Genomic DNA, 20,320 nt, shown 5'->3' with positions numbered 1-20,320 from the left:
ACCTCGTCTTTTCAAAATTCTACCGTTATAAAGGTATCGTAAACGCAAGAAAAGGTCAATGGGAAGGCAAGCCTTTCAACAAACATCATTTCCTATCGACACGCCTATTTTTTCACACTCGCTATCCTTTTTTCATCACCTTTTCATGACAAAAAATGCAGAACATGATAGAATACTACTGATATAAAGTGAGGTGAAAAAATGTGGTAGCATTTATTATTTACTGGGCAGCTATTTTAGTATGTATTGCATGGGGTGTTCTAAGTATCGGGTTCTCTGTTTTCTATTTATCACGTAAGGAAAACGGTAATCTATGGGCGTTCGCTCTATTCAACGTTCTTGCCGGTATTGTTTTAGCTATTGTATTGGTTATTTATAAAACTTGGGATTTCGATATCACAACCTATTCAAGCCTGATTTATGCGATTTTAGCATCCTACGGTGTATTGACTGTACTGCAGGCAATTCTTGGTCGTGAACCAAAATCACCAGTTAAAGCTTAATCAGACAAAACAAAAAATCGTCCTTCTATTCGAATAGAAGAACGATTTTTTTATTTTGTCTAGTCTAGTTCATTATCTAACTTGTACTACTGCTTTTCTATAGTGTGTTGCTCCCAGAAAGCTTGTGGAAGCTACTCGCTTTCTGCGCCATCTGTGCCACCCTCTTGGTTTTGCGGTGTGCCATATTTTTGTGCACCGCTGAGATTACCTAAGCTGATGTCCAAATATACCGTGTAGTTTAACGGCAAGTACTGACCATGAACATTCATGTCAACAACCATTCCTTTCGCCTCAGCTGAATCTACATAGCGAATTTGATAATTGATGTTCGCACCTTTTGACTGAAATTCATCATAAAACAGCTTTTGCAAGTCGCCTTCCACCGTCGTTCCCCTCAAATCCTTCATGTAAGGCTGCCCGGCAGAATAAACAACTTTGACGGTTTGATCGTCTTTACTTGTCAGCTCTGTTCCTGCTGCCACACTTTGAGAAACTAACTGGCCATAGCCCATATTCTCTGTAAAGATTGTTTTCACTTGAATGTTCAGGCCTGAAACAGCATTCGGTGCTTCATCCATACTGTATTCAGAAAAATCAGGAACGACAATTCCTTTTCCAAGTGAAACAGTAATAGGCAGCTGATCCTTTTTCGCAAGCTTTTCATCCTTGGCAATTCCCTGAGAAATGACGGTTCCGGCTTCTGCATCTGCAGAAGTAACCTCTTCGAATACAACCTCAATCTCATTGTTTTTCGCCCAGGTTTCAACCTCAGCCTTTGTTTTCTTGGCAAAGTCCGGAACAGTGATATTCTTGTTGTAGGTTTCTTTTCCTTTAGAATAATACAGCTTGAGCTTGTCCTTGCGGTGATAGTTGTCCTTGTTGACCTCTGCATTTGTAAATTCCATTTTCAAGGCTTTACCAGCCTCTTCCGTTTCATGAAACTCTTCAATAATCGAGATATTGTCCGCCTGTTGCGCAGTAATCCAGTCCTCAGCAGCCTTCTTGGACATTGTCATGAAATCCGGCAGCTGCAGCTGTTCCTCCGGATCAGCACCAAGACTGGCTGTTACATTCAAGGTCGAGCCTTTTTTCACCGTGGATTTTGCTTTTTGCTTTTGCTCAACAACCTTGTTGGCAGCAATGTTTGGTTCGTATTTCTGTTCAAGTTCCACCTTCATACCATTTTCACTTGCCCAGCTTCGAGCATCGGCGACATCCTTGTTCGTAAAATCAGGAACCTTTACATGAGTCATTTGATAATATAGGAAAAATCCTGCGATACAAACAAGTCCAATCAGTCCCGCAATCAGCAACCTTTTGCGCTTCTGTTTTCCTTTATAGGTAGGATCAAATTCAGTCTCTTCCTCTTTTCGCCGACGACTCATCGGCTCTGGTTCATCCGTTGATTTTCTTGCTCGATTGTTTGGAATGATATATGGACTATCATTCGGTTCAGGTGATGCCTTGCTCCGTTCTCTTATTTGCTGTGCAGGTGTTTGTGCGTTACTTCGTTCACCTGTTGGTGCCCCTGAAGAAGCTGCTTTTGTTTGCTCTTCCGATTGTGATTCAACAAGCTGCTCTTTGCTTTGAGCCTCTGTATGCGCTAGCTGTTGTTCCTGACGGTTTTCCCGTCTCTTCTGGAGCTCTTTTTGTTCTTGATCGTAATTTCCCTTGTTAAATTTAGACAAGAAATCACTCATGCAGCATCAACTCACCTTGCTTCAAATAGTAGGTGTGATCGGAATGCTTGGCAATCTCATTGGAATGGGTCACGACAATCACACATTTATTGTGTACCTTCGCTAAATCCTTAAAAATATCAATGATTTCCTGTTCCATTCCTTCATCCAAGTTCCCTGTTGGCTCATCTGCAAGGATAATATCAACATTTGTGGACAAGGCGCGTGCAATTGCCACCCGCTGCTGCTCCCCTCCGGAAAGCTGATTCACCATCCGATCCGCCTTGGAGCGTGTAATTCCGATATAATCCAGAAGATTATAAGCGACATCCTTAGGCGAATCCGGCAACTGGTTGTCTGTTACAGACATTGCCACCATGACGTTTTCTACAGCAGTCAGATACGGAACCAAATTGTAGCTTTGGAAGATGATGCTGATATCATCACGTCGATATTCCTCGTAGCCGATATCCTTAATATTCTTGCCTTTGTATAGCACCTCTCCGGCTTTCGGTTCGTCTAAGGCGCTGATTAAGGAAAGAAACGTCGTTTTCCCTGATCCTGACTGTCCAAGAATCGTATAGAATCTTCCTTGTTCAAAAGAGATTGTTGTCTCTTCCAGTATTTTTCGACGGCGGTCACCATCTTGATAAAAATATGTCAATGCGTTCGTTTCTAAAATTGCCATTCTATTCTTCCTCCTACATCATGATTTTCTTCGGATTCAACCGCAAGATATAAAGGAGCGGAAGAATTGCTGAAGCCAATATTGTTGCCATTCCAGCAGCTAAAAACGTAATAATGTAGCTTAACGAGAACTTCACTGCATAGGCATTGGTTATATCTTCTGCACTAATCGTTGATGCGGTATTTGCTCCAGCAACAAAGGACATACCATTGTTCATTCCATTATTGGCTGTCTCTGCCAGCATATCACCGGAAAGAAGAGAATTCGAAACAACGTCTCCCAGCAGATTACCGGTAATCAAAGAGATACCCATCGCTAATAAGCTAATCATCAATAACTCAATAATAACCTGAGCCAATACTCGGTTGCGCTTCTCTCCCAGAGATAAGTAAATACCAAACTCATGCTTACGATCTCTTAAGAAGAGGACAACAATCAGAGAAATGATTACTAAGGCCGCTCCTACTGCAATCATTACCACATAACCGGCAATTTGAGACAGCTTCTTCATACTGCTGCCAACCTGTTCGTATTGATCGGTTGAAGCACTTAGCTTGAAAAATTCTGGTATTAGCGGCTCCGTTTCCTCTTTGAAGGCGTCCACATCGTCCGGACTCTTCAGTATATACGTAGGCGTTGCCTGATTCATACTTTCTTCTGTAAAATCATCGGTGTACATATCCGGTGTCAGACGTTTTCCTGTTTCATATTCCTGTTTATTGATTGCCTTGATGGCGTTATTCGGCATGTACAACGTGTTGAATTGCTCTGTTTGAAAAATTTGGTCGTTCATACTGTTTTGCGCATTGTCATCCTTTTTCTTCTCAACAGTTTTTGGTTTAAAGATACCAATGATTTCTACCGGATGATCGTCACCCTTCATTGCCTCAGACGAGGTACCATCACTGCTATACGAGTAATGATTGCTATCCAATACAAGCTGGTCACCAACTCCGACACCATTCAGCTCGGCCAGCTCTTCTGAAATGATGGCCACTGGTTTATCACTGTCAAGGTCTTCCTGGGTAAACATCCTTCCATCTGTTAAGTCGATTTTCTTCTCTGAAAAATCAGGCGGACTAGTCAGATTTGTTCCTTTTAGTTGAAGGTATTGCATCATCCCCACAGAAAAAGCACTGTTCTCTGAATCCATTTGATAGGTCTTAAGATTTTTTACTTGAATCATGCCATTGACACTGTAGTCATATTCTTTTACGTAAGGCGAACTACCGATTTTCTTAATATCCTCCTCGGAAAGCCCTCCCGGTACTTGTCCACCAGACGGATTTTCTTCCATCAGCTTGTCATAATCCAAGTCTACTGTGGCGGTTGCCCCCAGTTCCTTCTTGACCTTTTTCTCTACATTTTCGGTCGATTGCTGAATAGCAATTGCTCCGGCAATGACATTGCCTAAAATGAATATTACGGCAAATAGAATGAAGGATTTGCCCTTTCTCCGCGTGACACTGCGGATACCTCTCTGTAAATAATTCATATACGCTTCCCCTTTTTCACGATATGACCTTCACTGAATAAGCCAACAGCGTTTCACTGCTGTCTCTTACTTAGCAAAGCTCATATAGATTTGATAAAAGAAAGCTTCCCCCGATTTAATCCCCAAACCTCGTCTGTATACCTGCCTAGAAACTGTTCACGTTCCAGCAGGATGACACAGGTCTGTTCTTCCTTTGCCAGCTTATCTAAATAGCCCATAATTTGCTCCTGACTATAGAAATCCAGCGTCGATAGTAAATGGTCCAACACTAGCAGCTTCGGTGAAAAAACCACAGCCTTTGCCAAACAATATTTTTTTTGCGTAAATATATCCAGCAGCTGGAGTGGGCGTTTAGCAGTAACGCCGTTAATCCCAAAGCTCGCTAAGTACTTCAAACATTCTGCTCGTTTCTTAGGCTTGTTACTGATTTGGAGGTAATAATAGAGATTTTCTTCTGCTGATAATTCCGGTATATAATTGTACTTTTGAAAAACAGCACCGATTGCTGCAGTACGTAAGGTTGTATGTACATTTTTGGAATACTCTTCTCCATAATAGAAAAGCTTTCCAGAGTTTAAAGATTCCAATCCGGTCATTACAGCTGTCAATAAGCCAAGCTCTAAGCGAGCATCGCTGAAAATCAAATAAGTTTTACCTCTATCAAACGTAGTAGTCACCTGCTCTAAAACAAGCGCTTCTTTATTATAGTCTGCCTGTTCCAATCGAATCGCTTCCATCATATCTCCTCCATCAATCGACTGCCGAGTTGAAAACGGCGAATGTCATTTATTGTACCGACAGAGAGAGCAATCAATACAATAGCAGCCAGTAAAAACTTTTCAAAATAAAGGGATGATTCCACAGATATGGCTGTTATCGGTTCGACAACTGATGTTACGATACTAAAACTGCTTGTTGAAAAGAAATCGGCTGTCTGAGAATCAAGTATCTGCTGTGTTGTATCTAATATAAACTGAGCGAATGAAGCAACATAGCTGCGTGCCGAGAAGGATGCCAGCAGGCTCATTGTCAGTAATAAGAGCAAGTTATTGCCACTATACATCCAGACTAATTTCGCTTTGCTGATACCTGTACTATAGAGAAAGCCAATTTCTGATGCCTGTCTTTTCTTGAAAAGATTGGCTACTCCATATATCGGAACAATGCCCAGCAATATTACGCCAAACAGCGCATAACTTGCCCGTTTTTTGGCTTCATTCAAAAAGACTGTTTCTTCCTTGTAATATGCCTCATTTGAAAAAATTTGATAATGCTCAGACAATCCTTTCTCCTTCAGCTCTGAGGAAAAATTCTCAATTGCTGTCGGATCAACCAGATGAAAGACCGAATACCAGTCTATTTGCTTATATAATGCAGTATCCAATGCCTCAACAGCTTCCACTGTCGTATAGATATCCGAAGCAAAAGCCTCTGCTTCAGCAGTTTCATAGATTCCTCTAACGGTAAAATCAATTTGCTTCTGATTCGTTGAATAGGAAAGTGTGTCTCCTACACTCAACTGCTCCATTTCAGCATATCGCTGACTAATCAGGCACTCGCCAGCGTCCAATTCAAAGCTGTCTATTCCTTCTACCATTTTCACCTTATTTTTCAACTCATTCTGAGGAAGTACCCCAAGTATTGATACAGCAGAAGAAAGTTCATTTTCCTGCAAACTATCCGTCGGCTGTTCCTCTTCGGGTTCTAAATAGAGAAAACCTGTATGCTCAATCGAGTCGACATACTCAGACTTCCCATACTCCTCCAATTGTTGATAGGTTAACAAATCAACTTCACCTGATGTAGGAAAAAGCTGAATCTGTGCTGCATAATTTGCTTGGCTTTCTTCAATTTTTTTTCTAAAGCCATTGACGCTGTCAATTAAGCTAAAGACTAGATTCAAATAAAGAAAGAGAATCAGACCTTTGATTAACCATTGCAGTTTACTATATTTCAGACTAAAATATGCATGTTTGAAAAGTTGCATAATCAGGGGAGCTCCTTTCTATCCTTACTTTAACAAATTGATTGTTAACTGAATGTTAATTGAAATCAAATTGGCACAATCAGACCTTCAAAAATAGAAAGCTGGTTATCTGGTATCTAAAACACATCTTTTTATCCATTCGCTGCTGTGACCGACGGAAAACTCAAATAGAAAGCTGATCCATGCCCCTTTAAGCTTTCCACATAAACCGAACCTCGGCATAAGTTACAGACATGCTTCACTACAGATAAGCCGATACCATAGCCATCCTGCTTCAAGCCGTTCACTCGGTATTTATGCTCAAATATTTGCTCCTGTGTTTCTTTATCCAAGCCGGCTCCTTGATCCTTGACAGTAATTATCACACTGTTTTTTCTAGCGGTCACAGCTAAATGGATATTCTGCTCCTGACCATACTTCACCGCATTATCCAATAAATTGGACACAGCACGATAAATCCAGCGCTCCTTTGCCAAAATTTCAAGATTTTTATCCTCTGAAAAAGAAAAAGTGAGCTTGGGATACACTTTGCGGTAACTATCACAGACCTCTGCGCAAATCAAAGAGACATCCACCAGCACCAGCTCTTCATCATCATTTCCTGCTAAGGTCAAAATATCATCCACACTATCTGTAAGACGGCCTAAAAGACGAAGATCCGCTTCCGTGCCTGTTTGCTGCTCCAGATTGCTTTTCAAGACAGCAATCGTATTCTTTTGTTCATGGGTCATATAGCTGCTTAGCCGCTTGTAGTCTTCTAAGCTTGCCGCGTAATCCTGACGTAACGCTGATAATGCCTGCTGAATCCCATTATCCAAGCTTTGAAGAGAGTCTTCCTTATCTATTCTTTTCAATTCTTCAATGATTGAGATTGTCTGCTTCATCTGTATGCGCTTTAATATCAGCCAGAGAACCAAGGTAGAGACCACCAAAATACCGCAGATAACAATGATAATCATCGGTAAGTTCTGTGAAAAGGACTGTACATAAAAATCATCCAGTTCAGAGGTACTGAGGATGGCATCTGCATTCACGTTAATCTGCGCAGTTTCCAACGCACTGATTTCCTCCTGATTACTCATAACATACACACTTGATCCCAGTACCGACCCAGCTTCAACTGATTGTAGAGATTTTTGAAACATATAGAAGCCGCCAACAATGGCTGCAGTAATCATCAGAGAGAAAGCACTGATTACAATGCCGATTTTCATGTTCATTCGCATAGCTGATACCCCTTTGCTCGAATTGTTTTCAGCACTTCTTTACCAGCGGAAGAAGCCAGCTGTTTCTTTAAGCGTGCCATATGCACTCTAAGAACAGAAGAAAATGGATCAAAGGACTCATCATAGATGTGCTCAACAATTTCTTCCGTTGAAACGACAGCAGGCGCCTTTTGAGCAATGTATAAGAGAATATCAAATTCCTTAGGCTTCAAGCTTACTACTGCACCGCCAATAGATGCCTCTCGCTTCACAGTATTTACAAGCAGTTGGCCTACAGAAATATTCGGGGAGGTTCTGCCGTAAAAACGACGAACGACAGCTCTCAGTCGAGCCATCAGCTCCACAAACTCAAAGGGCTTGACCAAATAATCATCTGCACCATAATCGAGGCCCTTCGCTCGTTCTTCGATTTCATGGCGAGCAGTAACAATGATAACGGGCGTTTCAACGCCAGACTCTCTTAAAAAAGTCAGTATCGACAACCCGTCCTTATCTGGTAAGTTTAGGTCTAACAGAATCGCATCATATTCTGTTACATACGCCTTTTCTTCCCCTTCTTGTCCAGTAAAGGCGATATCTACCGATACATTCTCCTTCACTAACCCCATTCTGACAGACAGTGCCAGTTCACGATTATCCTCCACAATCAAAACCCTCATCCTTAATACCTCCGGTTATTTTCTCTTCTCTATTTAACCAAAAAAAATAAGCCATTTGCGGGCTTTTACATAAAATAACCTTTTTGTTCACAGAATCTTTACATTTGAACAGCAATTCTGTAAAAAACACGTTTCAACCAAATGTAGGATATTATTCACCTAAAACAAAAAGGAGCTCAGGATACGCGCTGTATCCTAAGTCCCTAGAAATAGAATTTATGGTTCTCTTCGACAATACGGTTTATGCTTTTGATTTTCGAAATACCCAATTTCTTTGAATCTGAAAACTGATAAAAAACAAAAGAATATCCACAATAATTTTTATTCCAGTAACATCTATATGCAGTAAACGGAACAACCATTCTGTTGCAAAGGAAGAGACTAAGATTTGAACAATGCATAGGAAAATATATTTGATTAAGGTTGCTCGACTATCACCATCTGCTTTGAATACTTGTGTCTTATTCATTTGATAATTGAAAAGAGAAGAGATGGCTCGTGCTAAATAAGCGGAAAAAAGAATGTAATGCTCACTGGCACCTGCCAGCATCCTAACAAAAATAGCAAATAGCACAATATCTATTAGAAATGAACAAATAGATGAGAAAATGAATTTCGCAAATAAGGAGTAAATTCTCAATGAATCCTTTAGTGGATTGAAATGTGAGGTCTCATTTTCCTCAATATAGATAGTCTGAATTGGCACTTCAACGATAGGAATACTCTGCTCCTTCGTTTCCAGAATCATATTCATTTCATACTCAAAGCGCTCGCCCTTTACTGTCAGAAACTTTCTCATCAAGTTCCTTGAAATCCCACGAAGTCCAGTCTGAGTGTCGGTTAAAGATATCCCACAAAACAACTTCAAAACCTTGCAGGTCATTACATTACCAAAACGACTTCTAAAAGGGATATCACTTGTCTCCTTTGAGAAATCACGACATCCCATAATTAATGCTTCCTCATTTTCAATGGATGCTTCATAGCATTTCTCAATATCCTCAATCCGATGTTGCCCATCAGAATCGACTGTCACCACACTTTTGATTTCCGGATATTCTGTCAGGATATGATTAAAGGCTGTTTTTAATGCCCGGCCTTTTCCCCAGTTTACTTGATGCCTCAGAAGTACACAGTCATAATCTGTTATGGCCTTTTGATAGTAACCTGTATAATTTTCGCCGCTTCCATCGTTGATTACAAAAATATTCGCATAACCTGAATCCTTTAAATCCTTCAACAAATGAAGAAGTTTTTCATCCGGATCCAACGACGGAATGACTATTCCAACATACTCTTTCGAAATCATTCTGTACACCTTTCTTGATGTTCAGCTAAAACACCCTCTAAACAACAGATAATATTTTAAAACTCTTTTTCATAATTAGAAACGTCAAATAGCTATATTGGTGCGCTATACATGATATATTCGTCACTCTCATCCATCACACGCCATTGATTGCTTTCTACTAATTGACAGCTGTTTTCATATTCCTTTTTTACTATAACATAATCGACAGAGTATTTTTCTAAAAGATTTGCTATTTGAGCTTCCTCTTCAATCTGCCCATTTGAGAATCTCATGAGTTGTAAACGTTCAGCACCTTCATCCGCTTGTCCTCTATAGGTAAATAGGTCTAATATATATTGATATCTTGAGTATATCAGCTCAACCTGCTCATATTTTTGTCGAAAGGTTGTTGAAAGTGCATCTGAGCTCAAGATAACAGGTCGTTCTTTTTCAGCTATTGCCTGAGGACCAAACAGCATCACTTCTTGAGGCAAACGTTCGATATTTTCAGCCATGAAAAAATGATTTTCCTCAGAGAACATCCATGTTCCCGGCACAATCATTAATACGCAACCAACCAGTACTCCAATCCCTTGGTACTTAAAACGATCAGATAGAATAATCATGGCATAACTAATAGCCAGTCCTACCGGAATCAACCAAAATACGCGCCAATAGGAAGGAACCTTGGTTAATGTCTCCGCAACTACTTTCCCGGCAATTGGATTCCAAACACCCGCGAATAAAACCACCGGAGTGAAAACAAACGCCGTTTTCGCCTGTCTGTTTCCTAAAAATAGAACAACAACTACAGCAAATCCATAAAGCAGAAAATAGAGCAGACCACTACCGAAAAAGTTTTTAAAAACATTCAAAACAAAGTCATCTCCGGCACCAGATGCAGCTTCTATTTGCCCTGTAAAGCGACTCGCTCTAAAGTAAATTAACAGGGTAAAGAAAGCGACAATACAGACTGCCGGCAGTCCATGCAAAAGCAGTTTGGCTTTTTTATTGTAGATAGCAACTACTATCAGCATTGCCGCCAGTTGAAAGCCTAAAACATATAAACTGGTTGGATTTAATGCCGCACCAGCTAAAATGCAGGCAAATAAGAGAACAAATAGGTATCGCTCCAATTTTTCAGAGGAATCCTTCGCCTCTTTCCTTTTCTCCCCAATACAACACAGTAAAAAGACCATCATCACCGGCAGAACGACATGCAAATAGACTGCTTTTCCCTGCCATATTCTTGACAACAGAAAGCTCCCCTGTGAAAAAACAGCGTTGCCTCCCATAAGGTGGAAGACGGAAAGTAACACATAGAAGTAGTTACTCTTTTTCAACTCTCCATTAAATAATCTTCTCCCCAAAAGAAAATAAGCCGATGCTGACATTAAAAGCAGCCAGGGAACCAGAGCAAAATGCATCAGCGTGACGCCTTCTATCCGAAAGAAGTTCCCAAGTACAGCTGCGTAAGCTTCCCATGTTTCAAAATCATACATCGGAACTGTACCCAGACTGGTAATCCCAAAGCTGGCATCATAAGAATTCAGTGCCTGACTATTTTGGAAGAGCGTTACATTGCTTACATAAAATGAATCATCCGCATCAGACCGATACATCACAAGTGTTAAAATAATCTGAAGCAGCAGCATCCCTGCACTCAATAGATAGGATTTATCAAAAGATCGCTGCTCCGTCTTGTAGGCCTGACCATAAAAACCTAATAGAATACCTGCTAACGAAATAAGCAGTACTTGAACAGAGAAGGCTGTTGTACTCCAGCCAAAGGCCATAAAACACCAACCGAATAATTGAATCAAGGCCAGTTGGAAAACAAACCCAATACTTAGCCGCTCTAATCCTATGGTCCGAATGCCTAAAAGCTTACTAACACCGGAACCTGTCATGTACATAACCCCTGTCATGACCAGATAAAACAACAACATTTTTCCAATAAGCAAAATAGTTAAACCTGACAAACCAATACCCCCGTATAATTTCACCGATATCGTAAATTTCTGTCTGCTAAAAGCCTTGCAGATAGCCATTTTTAATAAATTCTGATAATTGCAACACCATTCATTTTACATTAAGAGACATAAGGAGGTCAAACCATCTAACAAAATAACTATAAAAGAACTATAGTAACATAAACAACACATTTAATCTGTTATTGCTTCTAAAATAAGTAGAAAACAACTATATTTTCTCGCCGATTAAAAAAAGCGAATCGCTAAACGATTCGCTGCACACACTAATACTGATTTATTCTATTCTTCCACCTCTAACGTATCATCCGTTTTCGGCATCATTAAGTAGCTGTATGCAATAGCGATTAATGCACAGCCTAATAAGATGAACCCTTGGTTGTTTTGGAAAAATACTGGATCAGTCAGTAGAAACAATACGGACGGTACCAAAAAGATTGGCAGATTAACTTTAATATTACTCATAATTTGAGGCGCAATTAGCGCACCGAACAGCGCCGGCAGCAAATTATCGAAGGCAGGTTTTATAATCGGATTATTATAGACCGGCTCAATTAACGGTGCTAAGAACAACATACCGAAGAACATTAAAACCGTGGTAACAATTGTACAGACGGAAACAATAATAATTGAAAGAACATCTGATTTTTCACTCCCCGGCTCAAGGTCCAACAGCTTTTGACCATTGATGGCTGCCGGTACTTTGATATTCGATAAATTACCGGTAATACAAGAAATGTATAGTGCACCCGGCCCAATAATTGGTGCATAGGATAAATTCTCGCTAAAGCCTGCAATCGTAAAGGTCAGAATAATCGGCCAAGCATTTTTAAAGATTACCGGAAAGTCCAAAGCCGTTCCATAAATCCAAGATAACACAACTGCTGATAAAACAAATGCTGTCAGACAGAAAAACACGGTAATTCGTCCAACTCTATGAATTCTGTTCGTAAAATTCTCCATTTTTCCCATCCTCCTTAACTAAAAAACGGACTTGCGACACACGCAATGATCATACCGGCAATCAAACTGATAGAAAATGCATGCTCTTTCAGCTTAGGATGCTTCTTCGCCGCGCCATTGACAGCCAACGCGATACCCGCTGCGCCCAAAAACGTAATTAAGGAAACAGGATTCTCAATATTCGTGATATATCTTGCTGAAAATACACCATATAAGGTAACAAACACAGCTCCCGTAATAATTGGAACCAGAGCGGCATTTCGGCTCATTATTTTTTTCACGCCGGAATCATAGCTTTTCAGAAAGAAGATATTAAATAGATTTCCACCAATAATACCGATATTCATGATAAAGAAAATTGCCAGGAAAACATCGATTGGGAAATCCCCTTTCGTCAAATCATAGCCAAATGCTGTGGCAGCCTGATCTGCGACCATTCCTTCATATGCAACAGAACCTACCACACTCAAACGCATCCAAGGAATATATTTTCCCAGCGCAGGAATCAATACCAAATAACCGACAATTGCAGGAATCGACGGAATAAAGGAAAAAATCGCTGTACTTTTTACTGCTTTCTTGATTTCTTCATCCGTTAACCCGATTTCTACCGCACGTTTACGCGCCATGACGCTCATAATAATCGGTTGAAACAACACCAGTACAATAATCAATGTACAAATAACTAACATCGGCACCCCATTTGCCACTTTCAAAAACTCCATTATATTCTCCCTTCATTTTTCAAGCTTCTTCAGCATGTCTTCTTTTGAAGCTGCTGAAAAGTTATAGCACCAGAGAAATTTTCAGCTGATACTTTTGACGATAAACTAACGTTCCGATTACTGATTTTTCTTCAACCATTCCATGGCAGAAATTGCGTAAACCGCTGCACCTTTAGACAGCACATCCTCGTCAAAAACCACTTTTGGATGGTGAACAAAGTAAGGATAGCCTTCAGCGCTATGTCCTGAAGACAGCAACAGCATTGTTGACGGCACTTCCTGAGTCACATAAGAGAAATCCTCAGAACCGCCAAGCTTGTTCATCCCGACAATATCCGGAGAAGTGATATCTCCCGGAAAGACCTTTTCCAACGCTTCTCTGATATCCGCCGAAACAGTACCATCAACCTCTACAGTCGGACATCCTTCGATGATTTTTGCTTCAACAGTTGCGCCAAAGCTTTGAGCAATCCCCTCAGCGATTTCAGGAATTCGCTTGAAAATAAACTTCCGAACCTTATCGTCAAAGGTACGAATCGTTCCCCTCATATATGCTGTATCCGGAATCGCATTGTCTACAACCCCACCTTCCATGATAGTAGTTGAAATGACTGCACTGTCGTACATTGAAATTTCCCGAGCTTCCAATGCATGTAGTGCCAAATGAATGTGACTCATCACAGTCAACGGATTGATGCTCAATTCAGGCATGGCCGCATGACCGCCTTTTCCTTGTATCTTTATTTCAAACCAGTCAGATGTCGAAGCAAAGGGACCTGCTTCTGGTACTAAAACTGTCCCGCTTTTTAGAGGCAATCCCGGGAAGACGTGAATCATTGCTGCCGCATCCACTTTAGGATTTTCCAAAATTCCTTCTTCAACCATGACTTTTGCCCCTTGTAAGATTTCCTCACCTGGTTGGAACATTAGTTTCACGGTTCCTGCTAATTCATCTTCATGTTCCTTTAGTAATTTTGCTGCGCCATACAGCATTGCCGTATGAAAATCATGACCACAAGCGTGCATGTTCTCATTTTCTGATTTAAAAGCAACCTCTGCTTCTTCTTTAATTGGTAACGCATCCATATCTCCACGAATTAAAAAGCATTTACCGGATTTGCCAATCGTTACAGACAATCCTGATTCTCCCACGAGCTTAGGCTCTAATCCCAAGCTTTCAAGCTTTTCTTTCACAAGAGCAGTTGTCTTAGGTAAGCTTAAGCCAATCTCCGGGGACCGGTGCAAAGTTCTTCTCATCTCAACTAGCTCACCCTGTAAATCCTTTGCTTCATCATATAACTTTTCCATATTCTAATCTCCTTCTCATTTTTTCCAGATTATTATAAAAATAACTTTATGTCAATATTCCTAACATAAAAAAATTTTCAATAAGAATAAAAATTCTTTATGGTTCCCATGTTTTTTTACTTACAAAAATAGAGAGCATCCAACAAAACTACCTATTCCGATCTGAATAGAGAAAATGATGATATAGTAATGACACTCTTTTCGTTCGGTCATTCGCGATTTCCTTCTATATACGATACGTTCTTTGATTCATCTATCACAGCATAAATCATATAATTAATTAATTTATTCTCTGCCCTTGACACATGAACGTATATTCATATATAATAAAGACACAAACATGAACAACCATTCATATGTAAATCAAAATAATTCCTATTTATACGATGACTCTACTAACACATGGAAAAAATACAGCAATGAGCAATTGAATCGTTAACAGAACTTATTCACTTCTTGTTTTTGTGAGACGCGTATAGATAACGAAAGAAGGTAGACAAAAATGGAACATACACACGAAGAAAACATTCACAATCATGACCACACAGGCTGCTCTCATGAACACAGTCATGGTAAAATGCCGGTCATTCTATTTTTCACAGGGGTTTTATTGTATTTCAGCGCATTCTTTGTGCCTGAGGATAGCTTGCTGCAAACAATTCTCTATATCGGCTCTATGCTGGCAGCTGGTCATCACGTTATCCTTGAAGGCTTTGGTGAAACCTTTACAGATACGATAGAAAAAAAGAAGTTTACACCCAACGTCCACATTTTAATGACCTTGGCTGCTCTGGGTGCTTCAATTATCGGTGATTTCGATGAAGGTGCCCTGCTGATTCTTATTTTTGCCGGTGCGCACTTCCTTGAAGATTATGCTGAAGGAAAAAGTAAACGTGAAATTACAAACCTATTGAAGATGAATCCAACTGAAGCTCGTTTATTGCAGGAGGATGGAACAACCAAGCTCGTCCCTGTTTCTTCCTTACAAATTGGCGATACATTGCAAGTATTGAATGGCGACCAAATTCCGACAGATGGCACAATTCTGAAGGGAACCGCTGTGATTGATGAATCTTCTATCAACGGTGAAAGTATACCAAAGGAAAAAACAACAGGTGATGTCGTATTTGGGAGTACCATCAACGGCAGCAGTTCATTCACTATGGAAGTGACAAAGGACAGCAAGGATACTGTTTTTGCTAAAATTATTCAGCTTGTAGAGCAATCACAATCCAATCTATCTAAAACTGCAACAAAGATTAAACAAATCGAACCAACATATGTGACAGCTGTATTGATTATTGTTCCCTTGTTCATTCTAATTGCGCCGTTTCTACTTGGTTGGAGCTGGCAGATTAGCTTCTATCGCGGTATGGTATTGCTGATTTCAGCCTCTCCTTGTGCGTTGGCCGCCAGTGCTGTGCCCGCTACATTGTCAGGCATCTCAAACCTTGCCAAACGCGGTGTTCTCTTCAAGGGTGGTGCCTTCCTTTCCAATTTAGCTGATATCAAAGCCGTAGCTTTCGATAAAACCGGCACATTGACAGAAGGAAAGCCAAAGGTCACAGACTACTACTTCCAAACTGAAAATAAAGAAACGGAAAAAGAATGGCTAACCATACTTTCTGCCATGGAAACAACTGCTAATCATCCTTTAGCAAACGCGATACTGGAAAAATTCCCTGCAAGAAATAGTTTGGAACTGGATGTAACGAACGAAATCGGAAAAGGCTTATCTGCCATGGTTGCCGGTCACGTATACCAAATCGGAAAACCCGATCTTTTCAAACAAGTACCGCCAATCATTCATAGAAAAAAGGAGCAGTATGCGAGTGAAGGAAAAACCGTAATCTATTTCGGTGAAGATGATGCAGTCGTTGGACTTATCGCTATGATGGATGTTCCAAATCCTGAAGCGAAGCAAGTCATCAGTTACCTGAAACAGCAAAATATTCATACAACAATGATTACTGGTGATGCAGCAGCGACAGGACAAGCAGTCGCTAATATATTAGGCATTGATGAAGTTGCCGGAAACGTTCTTCCTGAAAACAAATCACTGATTGTTCAGGAACAGCAAAAGAAATATGGCATGACTGCCATGCTTGGCGATGGTGTCAATGATGCTCCGGCTCTGGTTGCTGCGGATATTGGCTTTGCCATGGGTGATGGTACCGACATTGCAATTGATGTTGCAGATGCTGTGCTAATGAAAAATGACCTAAAAAAATTCAGCTATGCCCACAAGGTATCCAAACGCTTAAACAAGATTGTTTGGCAGAACATCGCCTTCTCTATGTTCATCGTTGCCTTACTGGTCATACTAAATCTATTTGGAAAAATGGATATAGCCATTGGGGTCATTGCCCACGAAGGCAGTACCTTGATTGTCATCCTAAACGGCTTACGTATGCTGTTGCCAACAGATAAATAAGCGACGAAGCTTACTATAATTACATTGAGAGTTTGGGACAAAAATAAAGTTCCAAACTCTCTTCGTATCTAAACATGGATATATGATGAAACACTGGCATTAATCGTGATGGAGGCTATTTCTGTCTGTAAAAACCCGCGACATGTCTTACATGCTGAAGAGACATTCCCTAGGTTTGCAGAGGATATTAGTGAAGATTTGGCTTTCACAGAACCTTAATAATGCTATAAGAGCGGAGCACTGCGTAGTGCTCCGCTCTTATCAAATATCTACTTGGTTAACAAAAATTTGTAAAGCTGTGTTTGTGTGCATGGAAAATCGTAGTTTAGCGAGAACCGTAGATGCACTTTTCGTAAATTCCTGCTTATTACTTAGAATCACTGGGATTGCTGACTTTGTAAACAGAGCAGATGACGAGAAGTACCTACTTGGCGCTTGAAGCTACCCTCTTCTGCCATCCTCTTTGTTATCTTCTGTGTCCGCCGCCATGACCATTTCCATGAGTCGATGAATGGCCGTAACCCCCTGTTCCTTGGTCATTTGCCTGACCGGTGCCCTGTGTGCTGGAATAAATACAGCTTCCGTCACAAACACCATTATTATGCCCGGTACCATCACAGATACCTGCTCCGCTACCGGTATGATGGCCGTAACCCATGCCATTTCCAACGCATGAGCCATCGCAAATACCATTCGTGTGGAAGCGACCATCACATACAGCTGACTGAGTAGGTTCCGTTGTTGCAGGTACTTCATCAACCGTCACGTCTACGACAGGTAGTTCTTCTTGTGCCGGTTGTTCTTGTACAACCGGTGTTGTCTGAACAGGTTGTGTCTGATTTTTGGTTTCAAGCACCTTCTTCTCAGCCTGTTTCTTTTTCAATTGGTTAACCAAATCGGTTGTTTTCTTGCTCAGCCTTGTCATTTGAACGCCAGAACAATAGCCTGTTGATGTAACAACCATTCCTGCTTTCACATCTGAAGTTCTGCTGTCTGCTGTCATGCTTCCCAAGTTAAGTCCCAATACTCCAACAGTCAATACAGTAAGTAGTATACCCATAACTTTTTTCATTTTCTCACCTCACTTTCCTCTTCACTTTCAGTATAAAAGGAAAATATGGCAAAACTGTGGCAGCCTGTAAAAAATTTTTTTCTACTGTTTTATCGGAAAGTAAATATCTACAACTACTCGTTTCTGCGAATCTTCTTTAAATGCAATGGTTCCTGAATGACGCTGAACAATCTGTTGGCAAATGGCCAAACCTAAACCAGTGCCATCTTCTTTGGTCGTCGCATCCCCTCGATGAAAGGCCTGAAACAGCTCTTTTTGATCCAATGCTGCGGAGTGATTATTTGGATTACGCAATTGAATATGGAGCTGATCTGCTGTAACAGCCAAAAAAAGTTCAATCGTTGCCTTACGTTCACTATATTTATACGCATTTTCCAAAAGATTCTTCAGCAGCTGCGTTAAACGCCCCTGGTCTCCTTTAATATAAACGGGTGAAGTTAATTGATTATGGAATACAAATTCCTGTTGTTTTTCAGCAAAGTTCAATCGATAAGAACGGACTGCATCCTCAATAACGATTAGCGGATCTACCTTCTCCATAGTTAAAGAAAATCCAACAGACTGCAACCGACTCAACTCCAGCAAATCATTCACCAATCGCTCCAAGTAATCAGCTTCCTTCAACAAGTGCTCATGATAATTTCTTTGTTCCTCCGGAGAATCGACTAGTCCATCCGTCAGTGCCTCCAAAGAACTTTTCATGACCATAACTGGTGTCCGCAGCTCGTGGGAAATTTGAGATAGAAATTCTTTTTCACTCTGCTCCTTATTTCTTCGTGCCTTCTCCGCTCGTTCAAGGCGTTCACTCAAAATCGACAAGCGATCTGCCAACTCGTTAAGCTCATCCTCAGTATTAATAGCTAGTGCTGCAGGGTATTCTTCTGCAATCAGTGCGTTTGTATAGACTTCCATCGCTTTGATTGGCGCAGTAAATCCCTTTGCCAGTCTAACTGAAACCAAAATACTGACAAGTAACGCAATAACCAGGCTAATCATCAGAATCAGATAGCCATTTGCTTGATTCTGATGGATTGCCGCAACCTCGGAATACATAACGATGGCGCCGGCCACTTCTCCGTTAACAAGGATTGGCAGTACATTCGTCACCGCATTCAGTTGAAGTAAGCTGCCTTCTTTTTCTATCGCCCCTTGCTTCGTTCGATAGACTTCCTTTATCAGCTTTTCAGCAGTTTTCGGCATAGTCGTATTGGCTGTTGTAGAATTGTGATGCCCGTTCAAGAGTGTATTCTGTTCTTGATCAACAACCCAAATGCTGTCACCGGCAATTTGATTGATAAAATTCAAGTAAGCACCATACCCCATCATTCCGTTGTGGTTCCCCGCTGAGCGCTGCCTTGTACTACTTGTATCCGTCGTAAAATAATCGGTCAATGTCTCTTGAATAACTTGTCCTCGATGCGTCATCTCCTCCACATGCAGATCCTCCGTCTGTTTCGAGAAGATTACACTGAACAACAACCCGATGATAATGGTCATTGTCACCAGCAGAATAGAAAAAAGACGAATCAGACGTCCGGATATATGTTTTTTCATGGACTCACCTCAAAGGCATAGCCCTCTCCCCAGATTGTCTGAATATGGCAGACAGATTCACTGGCCTTCAGCTTCGCCCGCAACCTTTTCATATGGCTGTCAACTGTTCGAGGATCACCAAAATAGTCTACGCCCCAAACACTGTCCAGAAGATTTTCACGGGTGAAGACCTTCTTAGGAAATTGAACAAATAGCAGAAGCATTTCGTACTCCTTTTTTGTTAAGGACAGCTTGTTGCCTGCTGCCGTAACCTCTTTTGTTTCTACTTCCATAACAATATCGCCACAGGAGAGACGCGGTTCTGTTCCAACCTTTTCAAACTGTATTCTTCTAAGTAGAGCATTCACACGAGCAACAACCTCTTTGGAAGAAAACGGCTTGACAATATAATCATCCGCCCCAATCTCCAAGCCCAGAATTCGATCGGCATCCTCCGATTTTGCTGTAATCATGATGATTGGAATGGTTGATACTTTTCGTATTTCCCGACAAACAGCATAGCCATCCAGCTCAGGCAGCATAATATCCAATAAAATCAAGTCATAACGCTGATTTCTAAATGCTTCTAACGCGTGTTTCCCATCATAGACTGCATCAACTGTATACTCTGCATGTGTCAAATATTTTTTTAATACCTCAACGATTTGTCGATTGTCCTCGACAATCAATACGTTAGCCATAATGCTCTCCTTTATCTCATCCATATTTCTTTCATACGCTTATCAAACACGACTGGCCATTTGCG

17 protein-coding genes are annotated in these 20,320 nt (G+C 40.8%); 2 read left to right on the top strand and 15 right to left on the bottom strand.

Translation table 11 applies throughout. The annotated features are described in order from the left end of the window. Positions 1 to 203 precede the first annotated feature (203 nt). Positions 204 to 503, top strand: coding sequence for a hypothetical protein (locus IW510_RS16485; RefSeq protein WP_202061526.1), 300 nt, complete (start codon positions 204 to 206; stop codon positions 501 to 503). 131 nt (positions 504 to 634) lie between these two features. On the opposite strand, the gene IW510_RS16480 is transcribed toward IW510_RS16485, so the two are convergent. From IW510_RS16480 to IW510_RS16425, 12 genes are all read right to left on the bottom strand, one after another. Continuing rightward, entirely contained in the window at positions 635 to 2,191 is a 1,557-nt protein-coding gene (locus IW510_RS16480) for a PASTA domain-containing protein (protein ID WP_236674784.1), read from the bottom strand. Between the two features lie 4 nt (positions 2,192 to 2,195). Further along, the gene (locus IW510_RS16475; RefSeq protein WP_202061525.1) at positions 2,196 to 2,870 is read right to left on the bottom strand and encodes an ABC transporter ATP-binding protein; all 675 of its coding nucleotides are present in this window, start codon (positions 2,868 to 2,870) and stop codon (positions 2,196 to 2,198) included. A 13-nt stretch (positions 2,871 to 2,883) separates the two neighbouring features. Further along, positions 2,884 to 4,365: an ABC transporter permease gene (locus IW510_RS16470; RefSeq protein ID WP_202061524.1), complete on the bottom strand. Its 1,482-nt coding sequence runs from the start codon at positions 4,363 to 4,365 to the stop codon at positions 2,884 to 2,886. Positions 4,366 to 4,445: 80 nt separating this feature from the next. Further along, a complete protein-coding gene (locus IW510_RS16465; protein WP_202061521.1) occupies positions 4,446 to 5,105 on the bottom strand; it encodes an ATP-binding cassette domain-containing protein in 660 nt (219 codons plus the stop codon). Continuing rightward, positions 5,102 to 6,352 carry an ABC transporter permease gene (locus IW510_RS16460; RefSeq protein WP_202061519.1) on the bottom strand — a complete coding sequence of 417 codons (1,251 nt, stop codon included), beginning with the start codon at positions 6,350 to 6,352 and terminating at the stop codon, positions 5,102 to 5,104. Before IW510_RS16460 ends, IW510_RS16465 begins: the two co-directional genes overlap by 4 nt. Before the next feature lie 131 nt (positions 6,353 to 6,483). Then, entirely contained in the window at positions 6,484 to 7,578 is a 1,095-nt protein-coding gene (locus IW510_RS16455) for a sensor histidine kinase (RefSeq protein ID WP_202061517.1), read from the bottom strand. Next, entirely contained in the window at positions 7,569 to 8,237 is a 669-nt protein-coding gene (locus tag IW510_RS16450; protein WP_202061515.1) for a response regulator transcription factor, read from the bottom strand. The genes IW510_RS16455 and IW510_RS16450 overlap by 10 nt, the downstream gene beginning before the upstream one ends. Positions 8,238 to 8,478: 241 nt before the next feature. Beyond that, complete coding sequence (locus IW510_RS16445; RefSeq protein ID WP_202061513.1) at positions 8,479 to 9,546, bottom strand: bifunctional glycosyltransferase family 2/GtrA family protein; 1,068 nt, start codon at positions 9,544 to 9,546, stop codon at positions 8,479 to 8,481. Positions 9,547 to 9,638: 92 nt separating this feature from the next. Next, positions 9,639 to 11,510 (bottom strand): DUF6077 domain-containing protein, encoded by a 1,872-nt coding sequence (locus IW510_RS16440; protein ID WP_202061510.1) that lies wholly within the window; start codon positions 11,508 to 11,510, stop codon positions 9,639 to 9,641. Positions 11,511 to 11,801: 291 nt separating this feature from the next. Beyond that, the gene (locus tag IW510_RS16435) at positions 11,802 to 12,482 is read right to left on the bottom strand and encodes a hypothetical protein (RefSeq protein WP_202061508.1); all 681 of its coding nucleotides are present in this window, start codon (positions 12,480 to 12,482) and stop codon (positions 11,802 to 11,804) included. A 14-nt stretch (positions 12,483 to 12,496) separates the two neighbouring features. Beyond that, the gene (locus IW510_RS16430) at positions 12,497 to 13,207 is read right to left on the bottom strand and encodes a DUF5058 family protein (protein WP_202061506.1); all 711 of its coding nucleotides are present in this window, start codon (positions 13,205 to 13,207) and stop codon (positions 12,497 to 12,499) included. Positions 13,208 to 13,324: 117 nt separating this feature from the next. Next, positions 13,325 to 14,515, bottom strand: coding sequence for a M20 metallopeptidase family protein (locus IW510_RS16425; protein ID WP_202061505.1), 1,191 nt, complete (start codon positions 14,513 to 14,515; stop codon positions 13,325 to 13,327). A gap of 502 nt (positions 14,516 to 15,017) precedes the next feature. Here IW510_RS16425 and IW510_RS16420 point away from each other — a divergent pair. Further along, on the top strand, positions 15,018 to 16,949 hold the full coding sequence (locus IW510_RS16420) for a heavy metal translocating P-type ATPase (RefSeq protein ID WP_202061504.1): 1,932 nt from the start codon (positions 15,018 to 15,020) through the stop codon (positions 16,947 to 16,949). Between the two features lie 466 nt (positions 16,950 to 17,415). On the opposite strand, the gene IW510_RS16415 is transcribed toward IW510_RS16420, so the two are convergent. From IW510_RS16415 to IW510_RS16405, 3 genes are all read right to left on the bottom strand, one after another. Continuing rightward, positions 17,416 to 18,021, bottom strand: a complete 606-nt coding sequence (locus tag IW510_RS16415; RefSeq protein ID WP_202061503.1) for a hypothetical protein — start codon at positions 18,019 to 18,021, stop codon at positions 17,416 to 17,418. Between the two features lie 81 nt (positions 18,022 to 18,102). After that, positions 18,103 to 19,575: a sensor histidine kinase gene (locus IW510_RS16410; RefSeq protein ID WP_202061502.1), complete on the bottom strand. Its 1,473-nt coding sequence runs from the start codon at positions 19,573 to 19,575 to the stop codon at positions 18,103 to 18,105. Continuing rightward, a complete protein-coding gene (locus IW510_RS16405) occupies positions 19,572 to 20,255 on the bottom strand; it encodes a response regulator transcription factor (RefSeq protein ID WP_202061501.1) in 684 nt (227 codons plus the stop codon). The genes IW510_RS16410 and IW510_RS16405 overlap by 4 nt, the downstream gene beginning before the upstream one ends. Between the last annotated feature and the right edge of the window lie 65 nt (positions 20,256 to 20,320).

Source organism: Enterococcus sp. BWR-S5 (assembly GCF_016745255.1).
In the GTDB taxonomy this organism is placed as follows: Bacteria; Bacillota; Bacilli; order Lactobacillales; family Enterococcaceae; genus Enterococcus_L.
This window is presented reverse-complemented; position numbering and strand designations above follow the sequence as displayed.